The 19059-nt window shown below is 39.0% G+C and carries 16 protein-coding genes and 1 pseudogene; 4 read left to right on the top strand and 13 right to left on the bottom strand.

The window, feature by feature from the left end; translation table 11 throughout:
- A pseudogene (locus F8M47_RS12020) lies at window positions 1-232 on the top strand (hypothetical protein); the annotation flags it as partial.
- Window positions 233-600: 368 nt separating this feature from the next.
- On the opposite strand, the gene F8M47_RS01745 reads toward F8M47_RS12020, so the two are convergent.
- The 5 genes from F8M47_RS01745 to corC all read right to left on the bottom strand — a co-directional run bounded on the left by F8M47_RS01745 (window position 601) and on the right by corC (window position 6862).
- A complete protein-coding gene (locus tag F8M47_RS01745) occupies window positions 601-1851 on the bottom strand; it encodes a NupC/NupG family nucleoside CNT transporter (RefSeq protein WP_150538504.1) in 1251 nt (416 codons plus the stop codon).
- 41 nt (window positions 1852-1892) lie between these two features.
- Window positions 1893-2690: a radical SAM protein gene (locus tag F8M47_RS01740; protein ID WP_150538503.1), complete on the bottom strand. Its 798-nt coding sequence runs from the start codon at window positions 2688-2690 to the stop codon at window positions 1893-1895.
- On the bottom strand, window positions 2683-4227 hold the full coding sequence (locus F8M47_RS01735) for a YjjI family glycine radical enzyme (protein ID WP_150538502.1): 1545 nt from the start codon (window positions 4225-4227) through the stop codon (window positions 2683-2685). Before F8M47_RS01735 ends, F8M47_RS01740 begins: the two co-directional genes overlap by 8 nt.
- A 151-nt stretch (window positions 4228-4378) precedes the next feature.
- Window positions 4379-5890 carry an apolipoprotein N-acyltransferase gene (gene lnt / locus F8M47_RS01730; RefSeq protein ID WP_150538501.1) on the bottom strand — a complete coding sequence of 504 codons (1512 nt, stop codon included), beginning with the start codon at window positions 5888-5890 and terminating at the stop codon, window positions 4379-4381.
- Between the two features lie 81 nt (window positions 5891-5971).
- The gene (gene corC, locus F8M47_RS01725; protein WP_150538500.1) at window positions 5972-6862 is read right to left on the bottom strand and encodes a CNNM family magnesium/cobalt transport protein CorC; all 891 of its coding nucleotides are present in this window, start codon (window positions 6860-6862) and stop codon (window positions 5972-5974) included.
- Window positions 6863-7031: 169 nt separating this feature from the next.
- Here corC and F8M47_RS01720 point away from each other — a divergent pair, with 169 nt between their 5' ends.
- The 3 genes from F8M47_RS01720 (at window position 7032) to glpK (ending at window position 10189) form a co-directional block, all read left to right on the top strand.
- On the top strand, window positions 7032-7634 hold the full coding sequence (locus F8M47_RS01720; RefSeq protein ID WP_150538499.1) for a curli polymerization inhibitor CsgI-related protein: 603 nt from the start codon (window positions 7032-7034) through the stop codon (window positions 7632-7634).
- Window positions 7635-7868: 234 nt separating this feature from the next.
- On the top strand, window positions 7869-8654 hold the full coding sequence (locus F8M47_RS01715) for an MIP/aquaporin family protein (RefSeq protein WP_150538498.1): 786 nt from the start codon (window positions 7869-7871) through the stop codon (window positions 8652-8654).
- 32 nt (window positions 8655-8686) lie between these two features.
- Window positions 8687-10189 carry a glycerol kinase GlpK gene (gene glpK, locus F8M47_RS01710; protein WP_150538497.1) on the top strand — a complete coding sequence of 501 codons (1503 nt, stop codon included), beginning with the start codon at window positions 8687-8689 and terminating at the stop codon, window positions 10187-10189.
- A 156-nt stretch (window positions 10190-10345) separates the two neighbouring features.
- Here the strand turns inward: glpK and lpxA are convergent, their stop codons facing one another.
- The 8 genes from lpxA to uppS all read right to left on the bottom strand — a co-directional run bounded on the left by lpxA (window position 10346) and on the right by uppS (window position 19036).
- The gene (gene lpxA / locus F8M47_RS01705; RefSeq protein ID WP_150538496.1) at window positions 10346-11140 is read right to left on the bottom strand and encodes an acyl-ACP--UDP-N-acetylglucosamine O-acyltransferase; all 795 of its coding nucleotides are present in this window, start codon (window positions 11138-11140) and stop codon (window positions 10346-10348) included.
- A gap of 27 nt (window positions 11141-11167) precedes the next feature.
- Complete coding sequence (gene fabZ, locus F8M47_RS01700) at window positions 11168-11632, bottom strand: 3-hydroxyacyl-ACP dehydratase FabZ (RefSeq protein WP_150538495.1); 465 nt, start codon at window positions 11630-11632, stop codon at window positions 11168-11170.
- Window positions 11633-11727: 95 nt separating this feature from the next.
- Window positions 11728-12762 carry a UDP-3-O-(3-hydroxymyristoyl)glucosamine N-acyltransferase gene (gene lpxD / locus F8M47_RS01695; protein ID WP_150538494.1) on the bottom strand — a complete coding sequence of 345 codons (1035 nt, stop codon included), beginning with the start codon at window positions 12760-12762 and terminating at the stop codon, window positions 11728-11730.
- Window positions 12762-13562 carry an OmpH/Skp family outer membrane protein gene (locus tag F8M47_RS01690; protein WP_150538493.1) on the bottom strand — a complete coding sequence of 267 codons (801 nt, stop codon included), beginning with the start codon at window positions 13560-13562 and terminating at the stop codon, window positions 12762-12764. Before F8M47_RS01690 ends, lpxD begins: the two co-directional genes overlap by 1 nt.
- Window positions 13563-13668: 106 nt before the next feature.
- Window positions 13669-16050, bottom strand: coding sequence for an outer membrane protein assembly factor BamA (gene bamA, locus F8M47_RS01685; RefSeq protein WP_150538492.1), 2382 nt, complete (start codon window positions 16048-16050; stop codon window positions 13669-13671).
- A gap of 62 nt (window positions 16051-16112) precedes the next feature.
- Window positions 16113-17426: an RIP metalloprotease RseP gene (rseP, locus tag F8M47_RS01680; RefSeq protein WP_150538491.1), complete on the bottom strand. Its 1314-nt coding sequence runs from the start codon at window positions 17424-17426 to the stop codon at window positions 16113-16115.
- 6 nt (window positions 17427-17432) lie between these two features.
- Window positions 17433-18302, bottom strand: coding sequence for a phosphatidate cytidylyltransferase (locus F8M47_RS01675; protein ID WP_150538490.1), 870 nt, complete (start codon window positions 18300-18302; stop codon window positions 17433-17435).
- 20 nt (window positions 18303-18322) lie between these two features.
- Window positions 18323-19036 (bottom strand): polyprenyl diphosphate synthase, encoded by a 714-nt coding sequence (uppS, locus tag F8M47_RS01670; RefSeq protein WP_150538489.1) that lies wholly within the window; start codon window positions 19034-19036, stop codon window positions 18323-18325.
- Window positions 19037-19059: the final 23 nt, after the last annotated feature.

The raw sequence follows: 19059 nt of genomic DNA, 5'->3' as shown, positions 1-19059 counted from the left end.
GTTTGAAAAATATGGGCAACAAGCGGAATCGGACTGGGTTAAACAACGCGCAAGTAATTTAGAGATAGGGCTGGAAGTTGGGCAGTTTAGCACGAGTAAAGAGGCGTATTATTTTCACCCGTTGGGATTGCTGGGGTGGTTGATAGCACCTAGGGCTAAATTTGATTGGTTTGAAACACCGCTTGTAAAACTTATTTTATCAAAAGAGTCAAAGGGGTCTTATAGTGCGTAAAAAAGAAATTGAAATGTTAAAACCAAAACAGATTTATTTTGGTCATATGTCCACAATGGGGGGAATCTTTTAGTCGAGGCACAATTAACCGCGAATAAAAAAGATACCAAGAAAATATTTGAAGAAATTTTAAAAAAATTAAAAAGTTTCGATAACACCAAAATCACCCAAGATGAGCTATATCGCAAACCAAGTGGTAATGCGGATATAGAAAAACAGCTGAGAGATTTAGTGTAGTCTTGAATAAAAACAGTTGCTAATAGTTATAAAAATAATTATTAGCAACTACTTTGCCCACCTGAAAGTATAAGAGACAGATTAGAAACTACTACACTTTGGTAAAAGATAATAGAAATTTGACCGCTTGTTTAGCTTAATGCAACACCGCTTAATTCAATAAAGAAGCCTGCGATAGTTGCGCTCATTAGGTTTGCTAATGTACCTGCAATTACTGATTTTAAGCCAAGGCGAGCAATGTCTGAACGACGGCTTGGTGCCATACTGCCAATACCACCAATGAGAATTGCAATCGCACTAAAGTTTGAGAAACCACATAAGGCAAAAGTGATGATCGCTTTGGTTTTGTCAGTTAATACCATGGCTGCATCAGGTTGTAGATATTTCGCGAATTCTAAATAACCCACAAATTCATTAACCGCTAATTTCATACCGATCATTTGACCTGCGATCCCTGCTTCTTCCCATGGTACACCAATTAAATAAGCAACAGGTTTGAATAAATAGCCAAGTAATACTTGTAAAGTTAAGTCTTCAAAACCAAAGGTATTACCCACACCGCCAATTAGACCATTTAATAAGGCAATCACCGCAATAAATGCAATTAACATAGCCCCAACATTTAGCGCTAACATCATTCCTGAGCTTGCGCCGTTTGCTAATGCTTCCACCACATTATGAGGTTGTTCAAGATCTACACTTTCATCAATGGCATCGCTAAATTGTTCTGTTTGCGGATACATTACTTTAGCAAATAACAACCCTGCAGGCGCTGCCATAAATGACGCAGCAATTAAGTAAGTGAGCGGAACGCCCATTCCTGCATAGCCTGCCATGACTGAACCTGCAATTGACGCTGTACCACCACACATAATGGCGAACAATTCTGAATCAGTCATTTTGCTGATAAACGGTTTAACCACAAGTGGCGCTTCAGTTTGACCGACGAAAATATTTGCCGCAGCAGACATTGATTCCGCTTTAGATGTGCCAAGCGCTTTTTGTAAACCGCCACCTAAAATTTTAATCACCCATTGCATTACACCAATGTAATACAACACAGAAATTAACGCAGAGAAGAAGATAATTACAGGCAAGACTTTTACCGCAAAAATAAAGCCTAAATTGCTTGGATCAGCAAGATTACCGAATACGAAAGCAATACCATCATTACCGTAGTTGATCACGTTACTGATGCAGTTTGCCGCAGCTAATAATGCATTTCGACCTGCAGGTACATAGAGAATCAATGCCGCAAAACAGATTTGGATTGCCAATGCTCCAAATACAGTGCGGAAGTTGATCGCTCGTCGATTGTTGGAAAAGAGTAAGCCAATTGCCAGTAACACGAAGATACCGATGACACTCATTAATGTACTCATACTAAACACCTCATAAAAAAATAAAAGTTAAAATAAAAAAATTAATAAATTGTGACTATTTTTTTGATACCGCATTCTCGAGCAAAAGCAGCTAATTCATCTGTTTCGGTAACGGTGGGCACAAATGGCTGGAGTCCTTGTTCATCCCGTGCACCTTTAGTGTGTACTCGAATAATTTTTAGTAGCACATCAGGATAATCAGCGAGTAGCGCTACCACTTTTTGTATTAGCATCTTGGCATCAAAGAAATGATGGAGATAAATCAATCTCACTTCTTCAATCTTATCAAGCGGTAATAATTTGGCTAAATTTTGCAAATTACGTTGTAAGTTTTCGGGTTTGATATGATTGAGCGTTGGAATAATCTGTTGTGGGACTTTTCCCTGTTGATTTTTACGATCAAAACAAAGCGTTTGTAAGCCTTCGCCATCACCTTTTAAATCAAACAGAAATTTATCAGTAAGCTGAATAAGTGGCTCAATTGCTTCATAATCAAAAAAGCCACTGCTATCTAAATAACAACTCAGCCCCTGTTGTTTAAGTGCTGTAAATAGCGGTACTAGTTTTTTGTGGTGAATGGTTGGTTCACCACCAGAAACGGTTACACCTCGAATAAACGGAACGGCCTCCATCACTTGATCATACAAATATTGCAAACTGACTTGTTTAGCGTCCGCAGTATATCGGGCGATAGTTTCTGGGTTGTGGCAATATAAGCAATTAAGTTTGCAACCTTGTAGGAAAATACTGGTGCGATTACCTTGCCCTTCTACATTTGAGAACGGAATAATCCGATGTAACGGCAACATAATTTCATTTAATGCAGACCTGTTATTCATTGGTATTTACGTTTTGTTCATCTCGTAATTGGCGGTCAAATACGTTTGCACATTCATCAGTACCCGAGCCATACCAAGTGGTATCACGAAGCACAGCTTCACCTTTACGATAGCGTTCCACTTCACTTTTCTTGACTAAATAACCTGTCACTCGAATTAAATCGGTATTTTTGAGATAGGTTGTGATGTAGCGATAACCATTGGCAAATGAGCCATCAATAATATCGACCACCGCATCTAAGTGATCGGTATAAGTTTGGTCAAATGCAAAAAGATCGCCCGTCCCTGCAGGGAAGTATTTGTGGAATGGCGCAGATTGTTTTAAGTGCGCTAATAAGGTTGGTTCTTCACCAACACGAATACGATGGGCAGGCGTATTTGCTTTATCTTCCGCATGATTATTCGCCCCTACTTGGGCATGCAATAAGTATTGATTATTGGTGCGTTCTACATATAAGCCTTGGTGTGCATCGTTAATTTCTTGCAATTTATCCATAATCAGCGTGGCAATTTCATCACCACGTTTACTTTGTCCGAAGGTTTCGCTTAAACCTTCTTTTTGTAAAAGGTGATTGGTTGCATCTGCTAACCCGACAATCGCAATCATACTGGTGAAATTGGTGCGCTTAATAAAGCCTTCTTTAACGAGAAAATCTGTTTCAAAGAAATTGCTTTGTTCTACTAAGAATTTATGGCGTTTATCCATGGTTGAAAGCGCGAGTTTTGCCACTTTCGGAAGTAAGTGATTAACCATTTCATCAACACTGTTACAGGCTCTAGCAATGGTGCCTAAACGTAAACGGGTTAAGGTATAAGCGCCTCCGCATTCTGGTAGTGCGTTATAGCAACTTGCAATGCCATATTCTTCACCTAAATCAGCGGTGTAGTATGCATCGTTCGCAAAAGAAGGTTTTGAAACCAACAAGCAAGCTTTGGCAGCCAGTTCGGCAAATTCGCGCGATGTTTTGTTTTTGTCATAACGAATACTCATATTTGGCGTTGGGTTTTCGAGTTCGATCACTGCTTTTAGTATCAAGCACCCCGCTTTAGTGTCGTAAGGTCCAATATTGGCATGACAGAAAGAATCAGGCACAGTTTTATCAATATGATTTAAGAACCGTTTGATCTTGATATAGTCTTGTTCTTCATCAGTAATGAATGGTTCAAGCAGGACGTCTAAGCGGCCAATATAAACAGGATAGGTAGTAATAGACGGTACATGTGAATAGATGATGAGTAAGCCATCTAATGCTTCATCAAGATTGGTTGGTGGTGGTAAATCTAAAAATTTACAACCTTTTTGAATATAAGCATTGTAGTCAGGCAGAATGTAACGAGGGCGGTAAATTGCATAACCTTCATTTAGATCACATATCATTTGATTTTCAATATATTGCCATTCTTCTTCGGTATAGCCTAATAATTCGGTAGGCTTAAACAAGCGCTCGGCAATATTACCAAGGGTCATTAATTTTTGCTGATAAGTTAGTGAATTAGATTTAACCGTATCTAAAATATCTTGTAATGAAGATTGCATAATATAGCCTCAAATGAATTAGGGAATTTGGGCTGTATTGTACGAATATGCTCATGAAAATACTGTGAAATAGATCTCAATTTTCGATTTCGAAAAAATAAAAGCACCAAAAATAACAGGTTTTTGGTGCTTTCTTCGCCAAACAAGCGATCTATTTTCTACGATTTTTTACAAGTGCCAAAAGGAAGCAGAGTAGGCTTACCGTATAAATTAACCACGAACCTGTTTTAGCAAATAATGTTTCGCCTTTAGTTGGCTGAATTTGAGCGGTCAGTACATTCGCTTCAAATTGTGGAATCTGGCGAATTATTTCACCTTTTGCACCGACGACAGCAGTGATTCCCGTATTAGCAGCACGTAGTAATGGCTTACCTAACTCAAGCGCTCGCATTCTAGCCATTTGGAAATGCTGCCAAGGGCCAATTGAAGCACCAAACCATGCATCATTGGTAATCGTTAATAAATAGTCAGATTGCTGTGCTTGTTGGTTTTGTTGTAGCTGATTGCCGAAAATCACTTCATAGCAAATCGCCATATTAAACTTACGATTTTTCGCAAAAAGCGGTTGTTGTACAAATTCGCCTTGCGATAAATTGATCGGCAAAATAAACACGTCACGCATCCAATCTAACGCCGAACCGAACGGCACATATTCGCCAAATGGTACTAAATGATGTTTATTGTAACGAACATCATTATGCAAATCATAAGGTTGGGTAGGATTGCCTAACACGAGGGCACTGTTGAATAATTGTTGGTTTTCATTCTGGTAGAGTGTACCAATAATCACTTCACTGCCTTTAGCACTTGCCGCTTGTTGAAGTTGGCGGAGCAGTGGATAAATTTGTGTTTCTAACGCAGGAATGGCAGATTCGGGTAGCACAATTACCTCACTTTTGCCGAGAAGCGGGCTGATCAAGCGCTGATAGGTCTGGATCGTATAATCAAAATGCGCAGGATCCCATTTCATTTTCTGCGCGATATTACCCTGTACAAGACTCACATTAAGCGGTTGTTTTTGCTCGTCATTTTGCACAAATGGGACAAAGCGTGTCACAAAAGCCAAGCCGCATAATAGCGTTAATATGGCAAGAGAAGCGGTCATTTTTGCTGAATTTTTTGCTAATAATACTAAATAGCCACTCACTACCATAACGAAGAACGTGAGTCCTTCTACGCCGAACAGTGGTGCAAGTCCAGCAAAGGGGCTATCAATTTGTGTATAGCCGAATTGCAACCAAGGAAACCCCGTAAAGACGACGCTACGCAAATATTCAGTACCTGTAAAAATCCCTGCAAGCGCAAATGGATTGCTGATTTGAAAACGTTGCGCAAGATAGCTAAAAAGCAGGTTATAGATTGCAAGATAACAAGCGAGTAACAAAACTGCTAGATAGCTGATAGCCACAGGCACGCCACCGAATTGGATCATACTGACATGAATCCAATTCACACCAACACAAAAATAGCCGATAGACCATGCAAATGTTGACCAGAGCGCAGTTTTTCGTTGTGGAAGGGTGGCAGCCCAAATGAGGCTAGTGGCAGAAATAAAAATAATGCCCCAGAAATCAAAGGGGGAATAGGCAAGTGTCGCAATGCTTCCAAGCACAAAAGCAAGTAAACAAGCGGTCAAATTTGATGGATTTTTTACAAAGTTCATTGGATGTATAAATTGATAAATAGCAGTTAAATCAAATAAAAGGTGAGGATAAAACCTCACCCAAAATATTTTTTGTATTTGTTATTCTTCATTGGTTACGCGCTGTTCCATTTTTTCTAATTGCTCATCTGGTACAGTAACTCGTAATTGAATTAAACGACGGCTATCGGCAGAAGTAACTTTAAAATCAATGCCTTCTAGCTGAATTTGTTCGCCACGTTGCGGTAGATGCCCAAACGCTTGCATCACCAAGCCACCCACGGTATCTACTTCTTCATCGGTAAATTCAGTGGCAAAAGTTGCATTGAATTTCTCAATATCAGTGAGCGCAGAGACTGCATAAGTATGGCGAGAAAGTTGGCGAATTGGCTCGATTTCTTCTTCGTCAAATTCATCTTCAATATCACCAACAATTTGCTCAAGAATATCTTCAATTGTGACTAAACCTGATACCGCACCAAATTCGTCCACCACAATTGCCATATGGAAGCGTTCTGAACGGAATTCTTTAAGCATTCGATCGACACGTTTACTTTCTGGCACAATTACTGCAGGGCGCAAAATTGCTTGCATATTAAATGGTTCGGAATCAGAACGCAGGTATTTTAATAAATCTTTTGCAAGTAAAATCCCCTGAACCGTATCTTTACCGTCATCTAAGATCACTGGGAAACGAGAGTGAGCAGATTCAATAATCAGATCTACACAAGCTTCAAGCGCTAAATTAGCATCAATATAAACAATTTGCGGGCGAGGAATCATAATATCTCGAACACGCAGTTCAGAAATTTCCATGACCCCTTCAATCATTTCTTTAGTATCGCTATCAATTAATTCATTTTCTACAGAATCACGAATTACCTCGACCAAATCTTCACGATTTTTGGGTTCCGATTGAAATAGCCCACTGAAAATAGTATGTAAAAACGATTTTTTGTCGTGCGTCGTTACGCTTTGCTGTTCATCACTCATTGTATGTTCTCTTAAAAACGAAAGTGCTCAAGCCAGATAAGGGGCAGAGCCACTTTGAAAATTATCATAAATTACGTTGCTTGATAATAAAATTATTTCTATTTTGATTAAATTAGCATAGCATAAGACGAGAAATTCTCATATTGATTCAATTTTAAGGAGCTTCTTAATGAAATTAGCAAAAATTGCTGTTGCGATTACAACATTTGTCGCAAGTACGTTTTCTATTGCAGGAACTTTAACTGCATCAGACAGTGTCGAATTGTTAGCATTTGATGGGCAAAAAGTAGCAAGGGGTACTGCAGGACTATCCATTGATAATAAAGTGCATCAAGTCGTGGTAAGCGTGAGTGATATTGTGGATGGTAGTTATTTCTCAATTGATCCTGTGATTCTAACTTTTAATGGTACTGCTGAAGATGCCAAAATTGTAACACCAAAATTTAGCTCAAATTTTGCGGTAGAGAAGTTTAAAAAAGAGTTAAATTTCAAAATTGAAACGGCATCAGGTAAAGAAATTGCCTATAAACGCGATTTCTTAAAAGGCGAAGGTTTTGCACCAAATTCTCGTGTGGAAGATAATCTTGCGAAATATAACGCAAGTAAGGCGGTTGCTTCTGTACCTGCATTTACCAATGTAGCACTTGAATCTAAAGGACAAATGGTGATTGAAACGAGTAATGTGAAAGAAGAACAGTTGCAAGTTCTGTTTAAAAAAGCCGATAAAGCAACGCAAAAACGTTTCTTAGAGTGGGCGAAAAAGCAGCAATAGTTTCGTTTTCGTATATGAGAGCCTCAGTAGCGATACTGAGGCTCTCTTTTTGTTAAAATTTGAACCGTATCACATTTTGATAACAAAAATGTGCTGAATGTCACAATTTTTAACTTTGTCATTTGCGAAAGATGTTCGTTTTTATATAGTGTGCGCCGAAAACGTTTGCGTTTTTAAACATTTTGTTGATTTTTAACTGCGTAATTTACTTTTCGTTATCCGTAGGAGGACTATATGGAAAGATCGTTAAAAGGGGCCTGTATTGCTGAATTTATTGGCACAGGGCTGATTATCTTTTTTGGTGTGGGATGTGTTGCTGCGGCGCAATTAGCAGGGGCAACATTTGGCTTGTGGGAAATCGCAATTATGTGGGGTGTAGGGGTTGCACTTGCTGTTTATACAACAGCAGGCGTTTCTGGTGCACATCTTAATCCAGCCGTTACGGTTGCACTGTGGAAATTTGCTTGTTTCGATGGCAAGAAAGTGTTGCCGTATATCATTTCTCAATTCTTAGGTGCATTTACTGCAGCCGCTTTAGTTTATTTTCTTTATAAAGATCTATTTTCTGCAGCTGAAGTCGCTAAAAATATTGTGCGCGGTGAAGCGGTCGGTTTTGCGGGTGTTTTCTCTACTTATCCTCACGAGTATATCAGCGTAGGTCAAGCATTCTGTGTTGAAATGGTGATCACTATGGCATTAATGGCTTTAATTTTGGCGTTAACTGATGATGGTAATGGCGTGCCAAAAGGGCCGATGGCGCCATTGTTAATTGGTTTATTGATTGCGGCAATTGGTGGTGCTTTTGGGCCGCTGACAGGTTTTGCGATGAACCCAGCTCGTGATTTTGGTCCAAAACTTTTTGCTTTCTTTGCTGGTTGGGGCGATGTTGCATTCACTGGTGCGCGTGATATTCCTTATTTCCTTGTGCCACTTATTGCACCTTTTGTGGGTGCGTTATTAGGTGCTTGGGGCTACCGTCGTTTTATTGGTAAGAACTTACCATGTAACTGTGAAAAATAATTTCACATCTGTATTAAATTAAGGTGATTACTATGACTAAAGAATACATTATTGCATTAGACCAAGGCACGACCAGCTCTCGTGCGGTGTTATTAGATAAAAATGCGAACATTGTTGAAGTGGCACAACGTGAATTTACTCAAATCTATCCACAACCAGGTTGGGTTGAGCATAACCCAATGGAAATTTGGGCGACGCAAAGCTCAACCCTAAACGAAGTGGTCGCGAAAGCGGGGATTACTTCCGATAAAATTGCAGCGATTGGTATTACAAACCAGCGTGAAACCACCATTGTATGGGAAAAAGAAACGGGTAAACCTGTTTATAATGCGATTGTATGGCAATGCCGTCGTACGGCAGATACCTGCACAAAATTAAAAGCAGATGGACATGAAGCTTATATTCGTAAAACAACAGGTTTAGTGGTGGATCCTTATTTTTCGGGTACTAAAGTAAAATGGATTCTAGATAACGTAGAAGGTGTAAGAGAAAAAGCAGAACGTGGAGAATTACTGTTCGGTACGGTAGATACTTGGTTAGTTTGGAAACTAACCCAAGGGCGTGTTCATGTTACCGATTATACGAATGCATCTCGTACCATGTTATTTAATATTCATACCAAACAATGGGATGACAAAATGTTGGAATTGTTGAATATTCCACGTTCAATGTTACCAGAAGTAAGAAATTCATCAGATGTTTATGGTGAGACTAATATCGGTGGTAAAGGCGGGGTGCGTATTCCAGTGGCAGGTATCGCAGGTGATCAACAAGCTGCACTCTATGGGCATTTATGTGTAGAAGCAGGACAAGCGAAAAATACCTATGGAACAGGTTGCTTTATGCTTATGAATACGGGCGATGAAGCGGTTGAATCTCAAAATGGTCTGGTAACGACGATTGCGTGTAATGCTAAAGGTGGGCCATGCTATGCGCTAGAAGGTTCTATTTTTATGGGAGGGGCATCGATTCAATGGTTACGAGATGAACTCAAAATTATTCATGATAGTAAAGATTCTGAATATTTTGCGACAAAGGTGGATAGCACAAATGGTGTTTATGTCGTGCCAGCCTTCACGGGTTTAGGGGCGCCATATTGGGATCCGTATGCACGGGGTGCAATCTTAGGGCTTTCTCGCGGTGCAAATCGCAATCATATTGTGCGAGCAACCTTAGAATCTATTGCGTATCAGACCCGTGATGTATTGGATGCAATGCAATCGGACAGTGGCAAACACCTTGCTACATTACGAGTAGATGGTGGTGCAGTGGCGAACAATTTCTTAATGCAATTCCAAGCAGATATTTTAAATGCTAATGTTGAGCGTCCTGTCGTGCGTGAAGTGACTGCGCTTGGTGCGGCATATTTAGCGGGGCTTGCAGTTGGTTTCTGGAAAGATTTGCAAGAATTACGAGGTAAAGCTTCAATTGAACGTACCTTTATTCCAGATGCTGATGAAGCAAAACGTACTCGACGCTATGCGGGTTGGAGAAAAGCTGTGAAGCGAGCACTTGAATGGGAAGAAGAAGTGTAAATAGAGTATAAGTATTAAGCGGCCTAATTTAGCTAAACTTTTGCAAAGTTTCAGAAGAATTAGACCGCTTGTTTTTTAGTTGCTAATGCAAGTTCAACCCCTAATAGATAAAATAAAACGACCTCGATGAGGTCGTTTTCGTGTTCTTGTTTCGCTTTAGCGAATAATCCCACGGGTTGAGCGTTTGAAGAAATCTAAGAATGGTTGAACAGCAGGTTCATTTGCTGCAAATTGTTCAATTTCAGGAATGACTTCTTCAATTGTTTTACCGCTACGATAAATTAATTTGTACGCATTACGGATAGCGTGCATTGCTGGTTTATCGAAACCGCGGCGTTTTAAACCTTCTAAGTTTACCCCAAATGGTTGAGCATGGTTACCCTGCGCCATTACGTATGGTGGAACATCTTGGCTTACCATTGAACCACCACCGAGCATTACGTGTGCACCAACAACAACAAATTGATGGATTGCAGACATTCCGCCGACAATAACGAAATCGTCTAATGTTACGTGACCTGCCAGAGTACCATTATTCGCAATGATACAACGATTACCAATAGTACAGTCGTGCGCAATATGGGTGTTGATCATAAATAAGTTATCGTTACCAATACGAGTGATACCGCCACCTTGTACTGTACCGCGGTGAATAGTTACACTTTCACGAATGCGGTTACGATCACCAATAATCACTTTGGTTGGCTCACCTTGATATTTTAAATCTTGATTGATTTCACCAATGCTTGCAAATTGGAAAATTTGGTTTTGTTCACCAATTTCGGTATGCCCGTTAATAACAACGTGTGAGTGAATGACGGTCTTCGCACCAATTTTTACATTTTTACCAATTACACAATATGGGCCAATTTCAACCTGAGCACCAATTTGAGCCCCTTCTTCAATCACTGCTAATGGGCTGATTTTTGCAGTTGAATCAATTAATCGCATAGCGTCTCCTTTGCTACTGGGAGTAAATTATTTACGAGCACACATTAGGTCTGCTTCACAAGCGAGTTTGCCATCAACATAAGCTTTGCCTGTGAATTTGGTAATACCGCGCATTTCTTTTAAAAATTCAACTTCAAGTACAAGTTGGTCACCTGGCACGACTGGACGTTTGAAACGTGCGTTATCAATTGCAGCAAAGTAATAGAGTTCGTCTGGATTCATTTTTCCGTGAGTTGCAACTGCTAATACGCCTGTTGCTTGAGCCATTGCTTCAAGAATAAGAACACCAGGGAAAATTGGGTTAGCGGGGAAATGACCTGTAAAGCAAGGTTCATTTACTGTTACATTTTTAACCGCTTTTAACCATTTACCTTCTTCATAATCTGTCACACGATCAACTAACAGGAATGGATAGCGATGCGGTAACATATTCATAATTTCAGTAACTTCAATTACTTTAGGTTCTCTATTTTCTTGTACTTCAATTGTCATTTATTTGATCTCATAATAAGGAAATTAAAAATTTAACTAAAACTTCAAAAGAGCGATGGACACTTAAAAAAACGTCCATTACTCTTGGAAGTCAATTATTCACTATTGTGTGAGAAATGTTTTTCAAGCACTTTCAAGCGTTTGTTCATTTCATCAATGTTCATAGTCAGAGCGGCAGTTTTACGCCATTCTTTATTGGTTTGAGCAGGAATACCTGACGAATAAATGCCTTTTTCGGTAATTGGTTTCATCACCATACTCATACCCGTAATGATAGCACCATCACAGATTTCCATATGACCATTAATTACGCTAGCACCGCCAATTTGACAGAAACGTCCCACTTTTAAGCTGCCCGCCATAATGACACCGCCTGCTACTGCAGTACCGAAGCCAATGTATACATTATGCGCAATTTGGCAGAGGTTGTCGATGATCACATTATCTTCGATAACTGTTGGATCTAATGCACCACGGTCGATACAGGTACAAGCACCAATTTCTACGCGGTTACCAATAATAACACCACCTGTTTGTGGTATTTTGATCCATTGCCCTTTATCATTTGCATACCCAAAACCATCAGAACCAATCACGGCAGAGGCTTGAATTAAACAATCTGAGCCAATTTGAACATTGTGGTAAACCGATACATTTGCCCATAATTGGGTGCGAGCGCCAATTTTAGTATTTTTACCGACAAAACAGCCAGCACCAATAATGACATCATCGCCCAATTCTACACCGCTTTCAATGACAGCATTTGCACCAATAGCAACATTATTACCTAATTTGGCATCCGCTGAAATCACCGCATTGGGTGAAATGTTGTTTGCGGCTTTAGGCGTTGAATCCATATATTGAGCAAGTAGTGCATAAGCGAGATAAGGATTGTTAACAATAATTAAATTTTGAGATTCTGCACAAAATTCAACATCTGCTTCACTCACAATAATTGCGCCCGCTTGCGACTGAGCAAGCTGAGAGCGATATTTTGCATTTGAAATAAATGTAATTTGTGAAGAGTTTGCTTTATCTAATGCGGCAATACTAGAAATAGCCAAATCGGCGTTACCCTTAAGAGTACCGCCGATTTGTTCCGCCAATTCAATTAAACGGAAATTAGTCATTATTTTTTCGCTTCTTCTGGTTTAGCCGCTTCTTCAGCTTTTAGTGCTTCAGTTGTTGCAGCTTTGTTTTCTTCTGCTTTTGGCGCTGGTTGCTCAATTTTGATTTCTGGATGTTTTGCTTTTAAAGCATCTAACACTTTTTCTGTAATATCTTTACTTTCATCTTCTGCATATAATGCAACAGAAGGTGGTAATACTAAAGTGTAGCCTTTTGATTTTGCTACTTCTTTAATAGTTGAGTTAATTTCATCAACAACTTGTTTTTGTAGTGCTTGTGGATCCATACCACCAGCTTCTTGTTGCGCTTTATTTAATTTCTCTTGGAATGCGTCTGCTTTTTTCTGGAAAGCTTCTGCTTTTTTACCAAATTCCGCTTCGCGTTTTTGAATTGCCGCTACTTTGTTTTGAAAGGCTTTATATTCAGCTTCAATCGCATTTTGGCGAGCTTGAATTTCTTTAGAACGTAAACGAGGTGCATCTTTTTCTAATGCTGCAGATTTTTTCTTAAGCGATGCTTCTACTTTTGATTGTTCCGCTTGTAATTTTTTTGCATCGCTCTCAATTTTATTTCTTTCAGCCGTTAATGCTTTGTTTTCTTCGGCTAATTTTTTATCTTCATCGGCAAATTTGCTTTGATCTTCTTTCATGAATTTTTCAAATTTTTGTGCTGCATCAAGTGCAACTGGGTGATTTTGTAATAAGTAGTTTGGATCTACAAAACCGATAGTATCGCTCGCTTGTGCTAAACCAGCAGTTGCTAATGCTGCGGTTACGGTTGCAATTTTGAATAATTTTTTCATTTAAATATCCTTTATGTGTTAATTATGATTGATTAGGCACAATAAGCGGTAAAATTTGTCACAAAATTTGCAAAAAAGTTACAAAATTCGACCGCTTATCAAATCGTTAGAATGAGCTACCAATACTAAATTGGAATTGCTCAATCTCGTCTCCTGCGTATTTTTTAATTGGTTTAGCATAAGAGAATGCTAAAGGTCCAATTGGTGATTGCCATTGGAAGGCAATACCAGCCGAAGCGCGAACACGTTTATAGTCTTTATAATCTGGTAGCGTTGGGTACGCAGATTTTTTCCATTTAGTGTTCCATACGCTTGCCGCATCTACGAATAGAGACGTACGTACATTGTGTTGATATTTCTCGCTCACAAATGGTGTTGGAGTAATAAGTTCTAAGCTTGCTGTCGCCATTGCATTACCGCCTACGACATCACTACTTGCGTTTGTGAACTTATCATTTTGTGCAGAATAATAAATCGCTTTAGGGCCAACCGCACCGTATGCAAAACCACGCAATGAACCGATACCGCCTGCTGAATATAATTGGTAGAACGGTACTTCTTTACCGCCAAAGCCTTTAGTAAATGCAGCCCCAACTTTGGTTGAAACTACCCATTTGTGTTCACGGTTAAGTGGATAATAATTTCTAAAGTCAGCATTCACACGATAGTATTTATTATCTGAACCAGGGATGGTCACTTTACCACCTAAGTTTGCAACAGTCCCTTCTGTTGGGAAATAACCACGGTTTAAGCTGTTATAGTTCCAACCAAATGAGAAATCAAAATCGTCCGCTTTAATACGTGGATATAAATTGTTACCGTTTACGATTGGGAAATTCATTGATTTCACATATTTTTCACGGGTAAATTCACGTTCTACGTTACTTAATTTATCGTGTGTATAGCCTAAACCTAAATAGTATGAGTTATTTTCATCTACTGGGAAGCCTAATGTTCCGTTAATACCGTAAGTTTGGCGTTTATATGACGCAGAAGTATCGTTATCTGAGTTATCGTAATCCTCATAGAATATGTTACCACCTAAACTTACGCCGTCTTTAGTGAAGTACGGTTCGGTATAACCTAAGTTCACGCTGGTACCGTAGTCGTTACGTGTACCGCTTAAACTTACCGTTGAACCCATACCTAAGAAGTTATCTTGTTTGATACCTGCTTGGTAGCTAATACCACTTTCTGTACCATAACCAATACCAAAGTTGATTGAGCCTGTATTACGCTCTTTAATTTTATAAACTACATCAACTTGGTCATCTACGTTTTGCACATTTGGCATTGCCATATCAACCGTTTCGTAGAAACCTGTACGCTCTAAACGAGATTTACCTAATGCTACTGCACTGGTTGATAACCATGCACCTTCTTGTTGGCGCATTTCACGGCGTAAAGTTGAATCTGCAGTAACGTCATTGCCTTCAAAACGGATTTTGCGTACGTAAATACGACGACCAGCATCTACAACGAAGTTGATTTGTACGGTATGCTCTTGTTCATTAAATTTCGGGTATAAATCTACTTTTGCTGAACCGTAACCGTGATCACCTAAAACTTGTTTAATTCCTTCCTCAATAGTTACTAATTCGCTTTTACGGAATAATTGACCAGGTTTAAAGTCTTTTAATAGCGCATTAAGCTCTTTGTCGAGTTTTGCCGTATCACCGATAATACGAATTTCACTGATATTATATTGCGCACCTTCATGTAATTTATAGGTGAGATCAACTTCAGTTTTTTTATCATTGAATTGTACATTGGTATCTTGTAATGCAAATTGTGCATAACCGCGATCCATATAGAAATCACGTAAGTTTTCTAAATCTTTATTGTACGCTTGTTGCTCAAATTTGCTACTTTCAAAGATATTCCACCATGATACATCTGGTTGAATATCTAAACGTTTAGTTAGTTCTTTTGAGCTAAATGCTTGGTTGCCTTCAAAATTAATTTTCTTAACGTACGCCACTTCGCCTTCTGAAATATTTAATTTGATGTTTACGCCACCATTTTCAGCACGAGTTGTTGTCGTTTCAATTTTTGCTTCATAACGACCGATAGAATGATAGTGATCGAGTAAGCCTTGTTTAAAACCTTCTAATTTTGCAGCATCAAACACTTCGCCTTTGCTAATGAGATTTGCTTTTAAATTATCTTGTAGCGGATCTTTAGGGATTGCACTATTACCTTCAACATCAACACTATTAATTAAAGGACGTTCAGCAACTTTAATCACTAAAGTGTTGCCTTCACGTGTTGCACGTACGTCGTCAAATCGGTTTTGAATAAATAGTTGTCTTACTACATTTGCTACATCGTTATCAGTTGCAGTTTGACCAATTTTTACTGGAAGACTAGAGATAATGGCTTGCCCAGTTTCAGGCTGAACACCATCTACACGAATATCTTTTACCACAAATGGTGCCGCTACAACACCATTTGCAAGTAAAAGTGAAGAAAGTAATAATTTTTTCATTGAAATTATCCTATAAATGTTTGCAAAATTATCAGCGAAAATGACCGCTTATAATCTATGCATTAAAAATGAATGAGATCATTTATAAAGGCAAATGCCATTAAACCTAACACAAATACGACACCTAATTGTTGGAATCGTAGCTGAATCGTTGATGGAATTGGTTTGCCTCTAACCGCTTCACCCGCAAGTAAAATAAGTTGTCCACCATCAAGCGGCAGAATTGGGAAAAGATTCATTACGCCTAGATTGACACTAATCAATGCCATAAAACTTACATAATAGATCCAACCAATTTCAACAGTAGCCCCAGCGCCTTTCGCCATAGAAATAGGACCACCCATATTTTTTAAAGAAAGCTCGCCAGTAAGTAAATTACCTATAAATTGCAAGATTGTTTTCACTAATCCTGCGACTTTCTCTAAACTTTTCCATAAAGCATTAAGAATATCATACTTTAATTCTGTTCGATACTTATCAGCGAGAGGCTCATGGCTTGGTACAATACCAATTAAATAGCGCTCATCTTTTTTCTCGGGCTGTAACGTAACTTGTTTGACCGTACCATTTTGTTCAATCGTGAGAGACACAGGATTACCCGTTTGAACTTGCTCAATTAATTTAAACCAATCAAATGGTTGCTGATTAACCATTAAAATTTTATCACCTGCGACTAAGCCAGCTTTTTGTGCGGGTGAATTTTCTGCAACTTGTTTGAGGTCTGGTTTAACAATACTACTTTTAGTACGAATGCCTAAAGTGGTTAATGGATTTTCTTTTGTGCCATCAACATTCCAATTTGATAAATCTAATTGATAACGTTGTAATCGATCTTCATCAATGAATGAACCTTCAATTTCGACCGCTTGTTTGCCTACTGAACCAATTAATGCGAGGGTCGTTTCCTCCCAATCTTGTACATTTTGGCCAGCAACACGTTTAAACTCAAATTCTTCAGGCAATTTTGCTTGAGCCGCAATCGTATTTGGTAATACTTCGCCAATCACAGGTTTTAAAGTTGGTACACCATAACTGAACACAAGCCAGTATGCCAAAATGGCAAATAAGAAATTTGCCATTGGGCCTGCCACGATGATAAATGCGCGTTGTAGCACAGATTTACTTTCTAACATCTGCTCTTTAGGGGCGTGGTATTCGTTTTCACCATTATACATCTGCACATAGCCACCCAGTGGAATCAGTGAAAAGGCAAATTCAGTTCCTTGTTTATCAGTTTTTTTGAATAATACTTTACCAAAACCGATAGAGAAGCGAACCACCTTTACGCCACATTTGCGAGCAGCCCAAAAGTGACCATATTCATGCACAAAAACCAGTACACAGATTAAAACGAAAAATGCAATAACAGAGGTCATAACAGCCTATAGTACAAAGAAAAAGAATGTCGCAAAGAACGGAATCGCAGCAGTTAAACTATCGATACGATCTAAAATACCGCCATGGCCTGGAATTAGGTTGCTACTATCTTTGATATTCGCTTGGCGCTTGAACATACTTTCAGCTAAATCGCCTAATACAGAAATTGCAACTGTAGCAACGGAAACGAGAATAAAAGGTAAAGTAGCTAATTCACGTCCAAATACATTAGCGGGCGCAAGCTCTAAGAATAATACAGCGATAACACCAGAGGTAAATAAACCGCCAATTGCCCCTTCCCAAGATTTACCTGGTGAAACTTTTGGTGCTAATTTACGTTTGCCAAACGCTCTTCCGAAAAAGTAAGCGCCAGAATCAGCTCCCCAAACTAATAAGCAAACATAGAGCAACAAGTAGGTTCCTTGGAATGGATTTATCGCATAATTATTAAAACGTAGTGCTAAAGTAGCAATAAAAAATGGGATTAATGTACAAAAACCAAAACAGAATTTAGCAATCACGGATTTTGCCCATAAATTGGCAGATTTTGGATAGCTTACGACTAATCCTAAAGCGATGCACCACCAAATACAGGAAATAAATAGGAATGGTGCAGTTTCGTCAGTTAAAAAACGTGCTGCACGGATATAATTGCTATTCGCAAAAATGATTAAAATAAATAAACAAACGGTAACAAAAGCGACAATTGCACGAGGTAATGAACGTTTAAAACCAGCAAATTGTGCCCATTCCCACATTGCCGCAGTAATAATTGTAGCAAGCGCAAAAGTAAGTGGAAGTGGAGAAAGGAAAAAAATAGCTGCCAACACAGCAATAATCATCACAATGGCAGAAAGTACACGTTCCTTAAGCATTTATAAATTCCTTATAATTATTAGCAACCGCCGAAACGACGATCACGTTGTTGGTAAGCAATAATTGCTTCGCTGAAAGATTCATCATTAAAATCAGGCCATAACACAGGGCTGAAAAAAAGTTCTGCGTAGGCGATTTGCCATAACAAGAAGTTACTAATACGTTGTTCGCCACTGGTGCGAATTAATAGATCTACTTGTGGCTGTTCGCCCGTAACTAATGTGGTTTGAAAGCGCTCTGGTGTGATATCAGAGATAGCAATTTCGCCTAATTTTACTTTTACCGCAAGTTGTTGTGCTGCTTGAGTAATATCCCAATAACCGCCGTAATTTGCCGCAATATTTAAGGTTAATCCCGTATTTTGGGCGGTTAAAGCCTCCGATTCAGCGATACGTTTTTGTAGACTTTCGTTAAAGCCTTTTTTGTCGCCAATAATTTTTAAACGGATATTATTTTTATGTAGCTTTTTCACTTCGGAATCTAAAGCTCGCATAAAAAGCGACATCAAGGCAGAAACTTCTGCTTCAGGGCGGTTCCAGTTCTCGCTACTAAAAGCATAAAGTGTTAAGACTTTGATGCCGTGTTTGGCTGCAAAACTTACTGCAGAACGTACCGCTTTCACCCCATTTTGATGACCAAAAACGCGCAATTTTCCTTGTTGTTTGGCCCAACGACCGTTACCGTCCATAATAATTGCAACGTGCTGGGGCATTTTTTGAGGATCAAAATTCACAGAAGTTCTCGCTTTTAGAAATT

This window comes from Actinobacillus vicugnae (assembly GCF_901687125.1).
GTDB lineage: Bacteria > Pseudomonadota > Gammaproteobacteria > Enterobacterales > Pasteurellaceae > Actinobacillus > Actinobacillus vicugnae.
The sequence above is the reverse complement of the archived record's forward strand: the minus strand, read 5'-3'. Positions and strand labels throughout refer to the sequence as shown.

Coding starts and splice junctions, on each gene's coding strand:
- F8M47_RS01745 (WP_150538504.1), bottom strand. CDS start 1,851: ATGAGTACATTAATGAGTGTCATCGGTATCTTCGTGTTACTGGCAATT.
- F8M47_RS01740 (WP_150538503.1), bottom strand. CDS start 2,690: ATGAATAACAGGTCTGCATTAAATGAAATTATGTTGCCGTTACATCGG.
- F8M47_RS01735 (WP_150538502.1), bottom strand. CDS start 4,227: ATGCAATCTTCATTACAAGATATTTTAGATACGGTTAAATCTAATTCA.
- lnt (WP_150538501.1), bottom strand. CDS start 5,890: ATGAACTTTGTAAAAAATCCATCAAATTTGACCGCTTGTTTACTTGCT.
- corC (WP_150538500.1), bottom strand. CDS start 6,862: ATGAGTGATGAACAGCAAAGCGTAACGACGCACGACAAAAAATCGTTT.
- F8M47_RS01720 (WP_150538499.1), top strand. CDS start 7,032: ATGAAATTAGCAAAAATTGCTGTTGCGATTACAACATTTGTCGCAAGT.
- F8M47_RS01715 (WP_150538498.1), top strand. CDS start 7,869: ATGGAAAGATCGTTAAAAGGGGCCTGTATTGCTGAATTTATTGGCACA.
- glpK (WP_150538497.1), top strand. CDS start 8,687: ATGACTAAAGAATACATTATTGCATTAGACCAAGGCACGACCAGCTCT.
- lpxA (WP_150538496.1), bottom strand. CDS start 11,140: ATGCGATTAATTGATTCAACTGCAAAAATCAGCCCATTAGCAGTGATT.
- fabZ (WP_150538495.1), bottom strand. CDS start 11,632: ATGACAATTGAAGTACAAGAAAATAGAGAACCTAAAGTAATTGAAGTT.
- lpxD (WP_150538494.1), bottom strand. CDS start 12,762: ATGACTAATTTCCGTTTAATTGAATTGGCGGAACAAATCGGCGGTACT.
- F8M47_RS01690 (WP_150538493.1), bottom strand. CDS start 13,562: ATGAAAAAATTATTCAAAATTGCAACCGTAACCGCAGCATTAGCAACT.
- bamA (WP_150538492.1), bottom strand. CDS start 16,050: ATGAAAAAATTATTACTTTCTTCACTTTTACTTGCAAATGGTGTTGTA.
- rseP (WP_150538491.1), bottom strand. CDS start 17,426: ATGACCTCTGTTATTGCATTTTTCGTTTTAATCTGTGTACTGGTTTTT.
- F8M47_RS01675 (WP_150538490.1), bottom strand. CDS start 18,302: ATGCTTAAGGAACGTGTACTTTCTGCCATTGTGATGATTATTGCTGTG.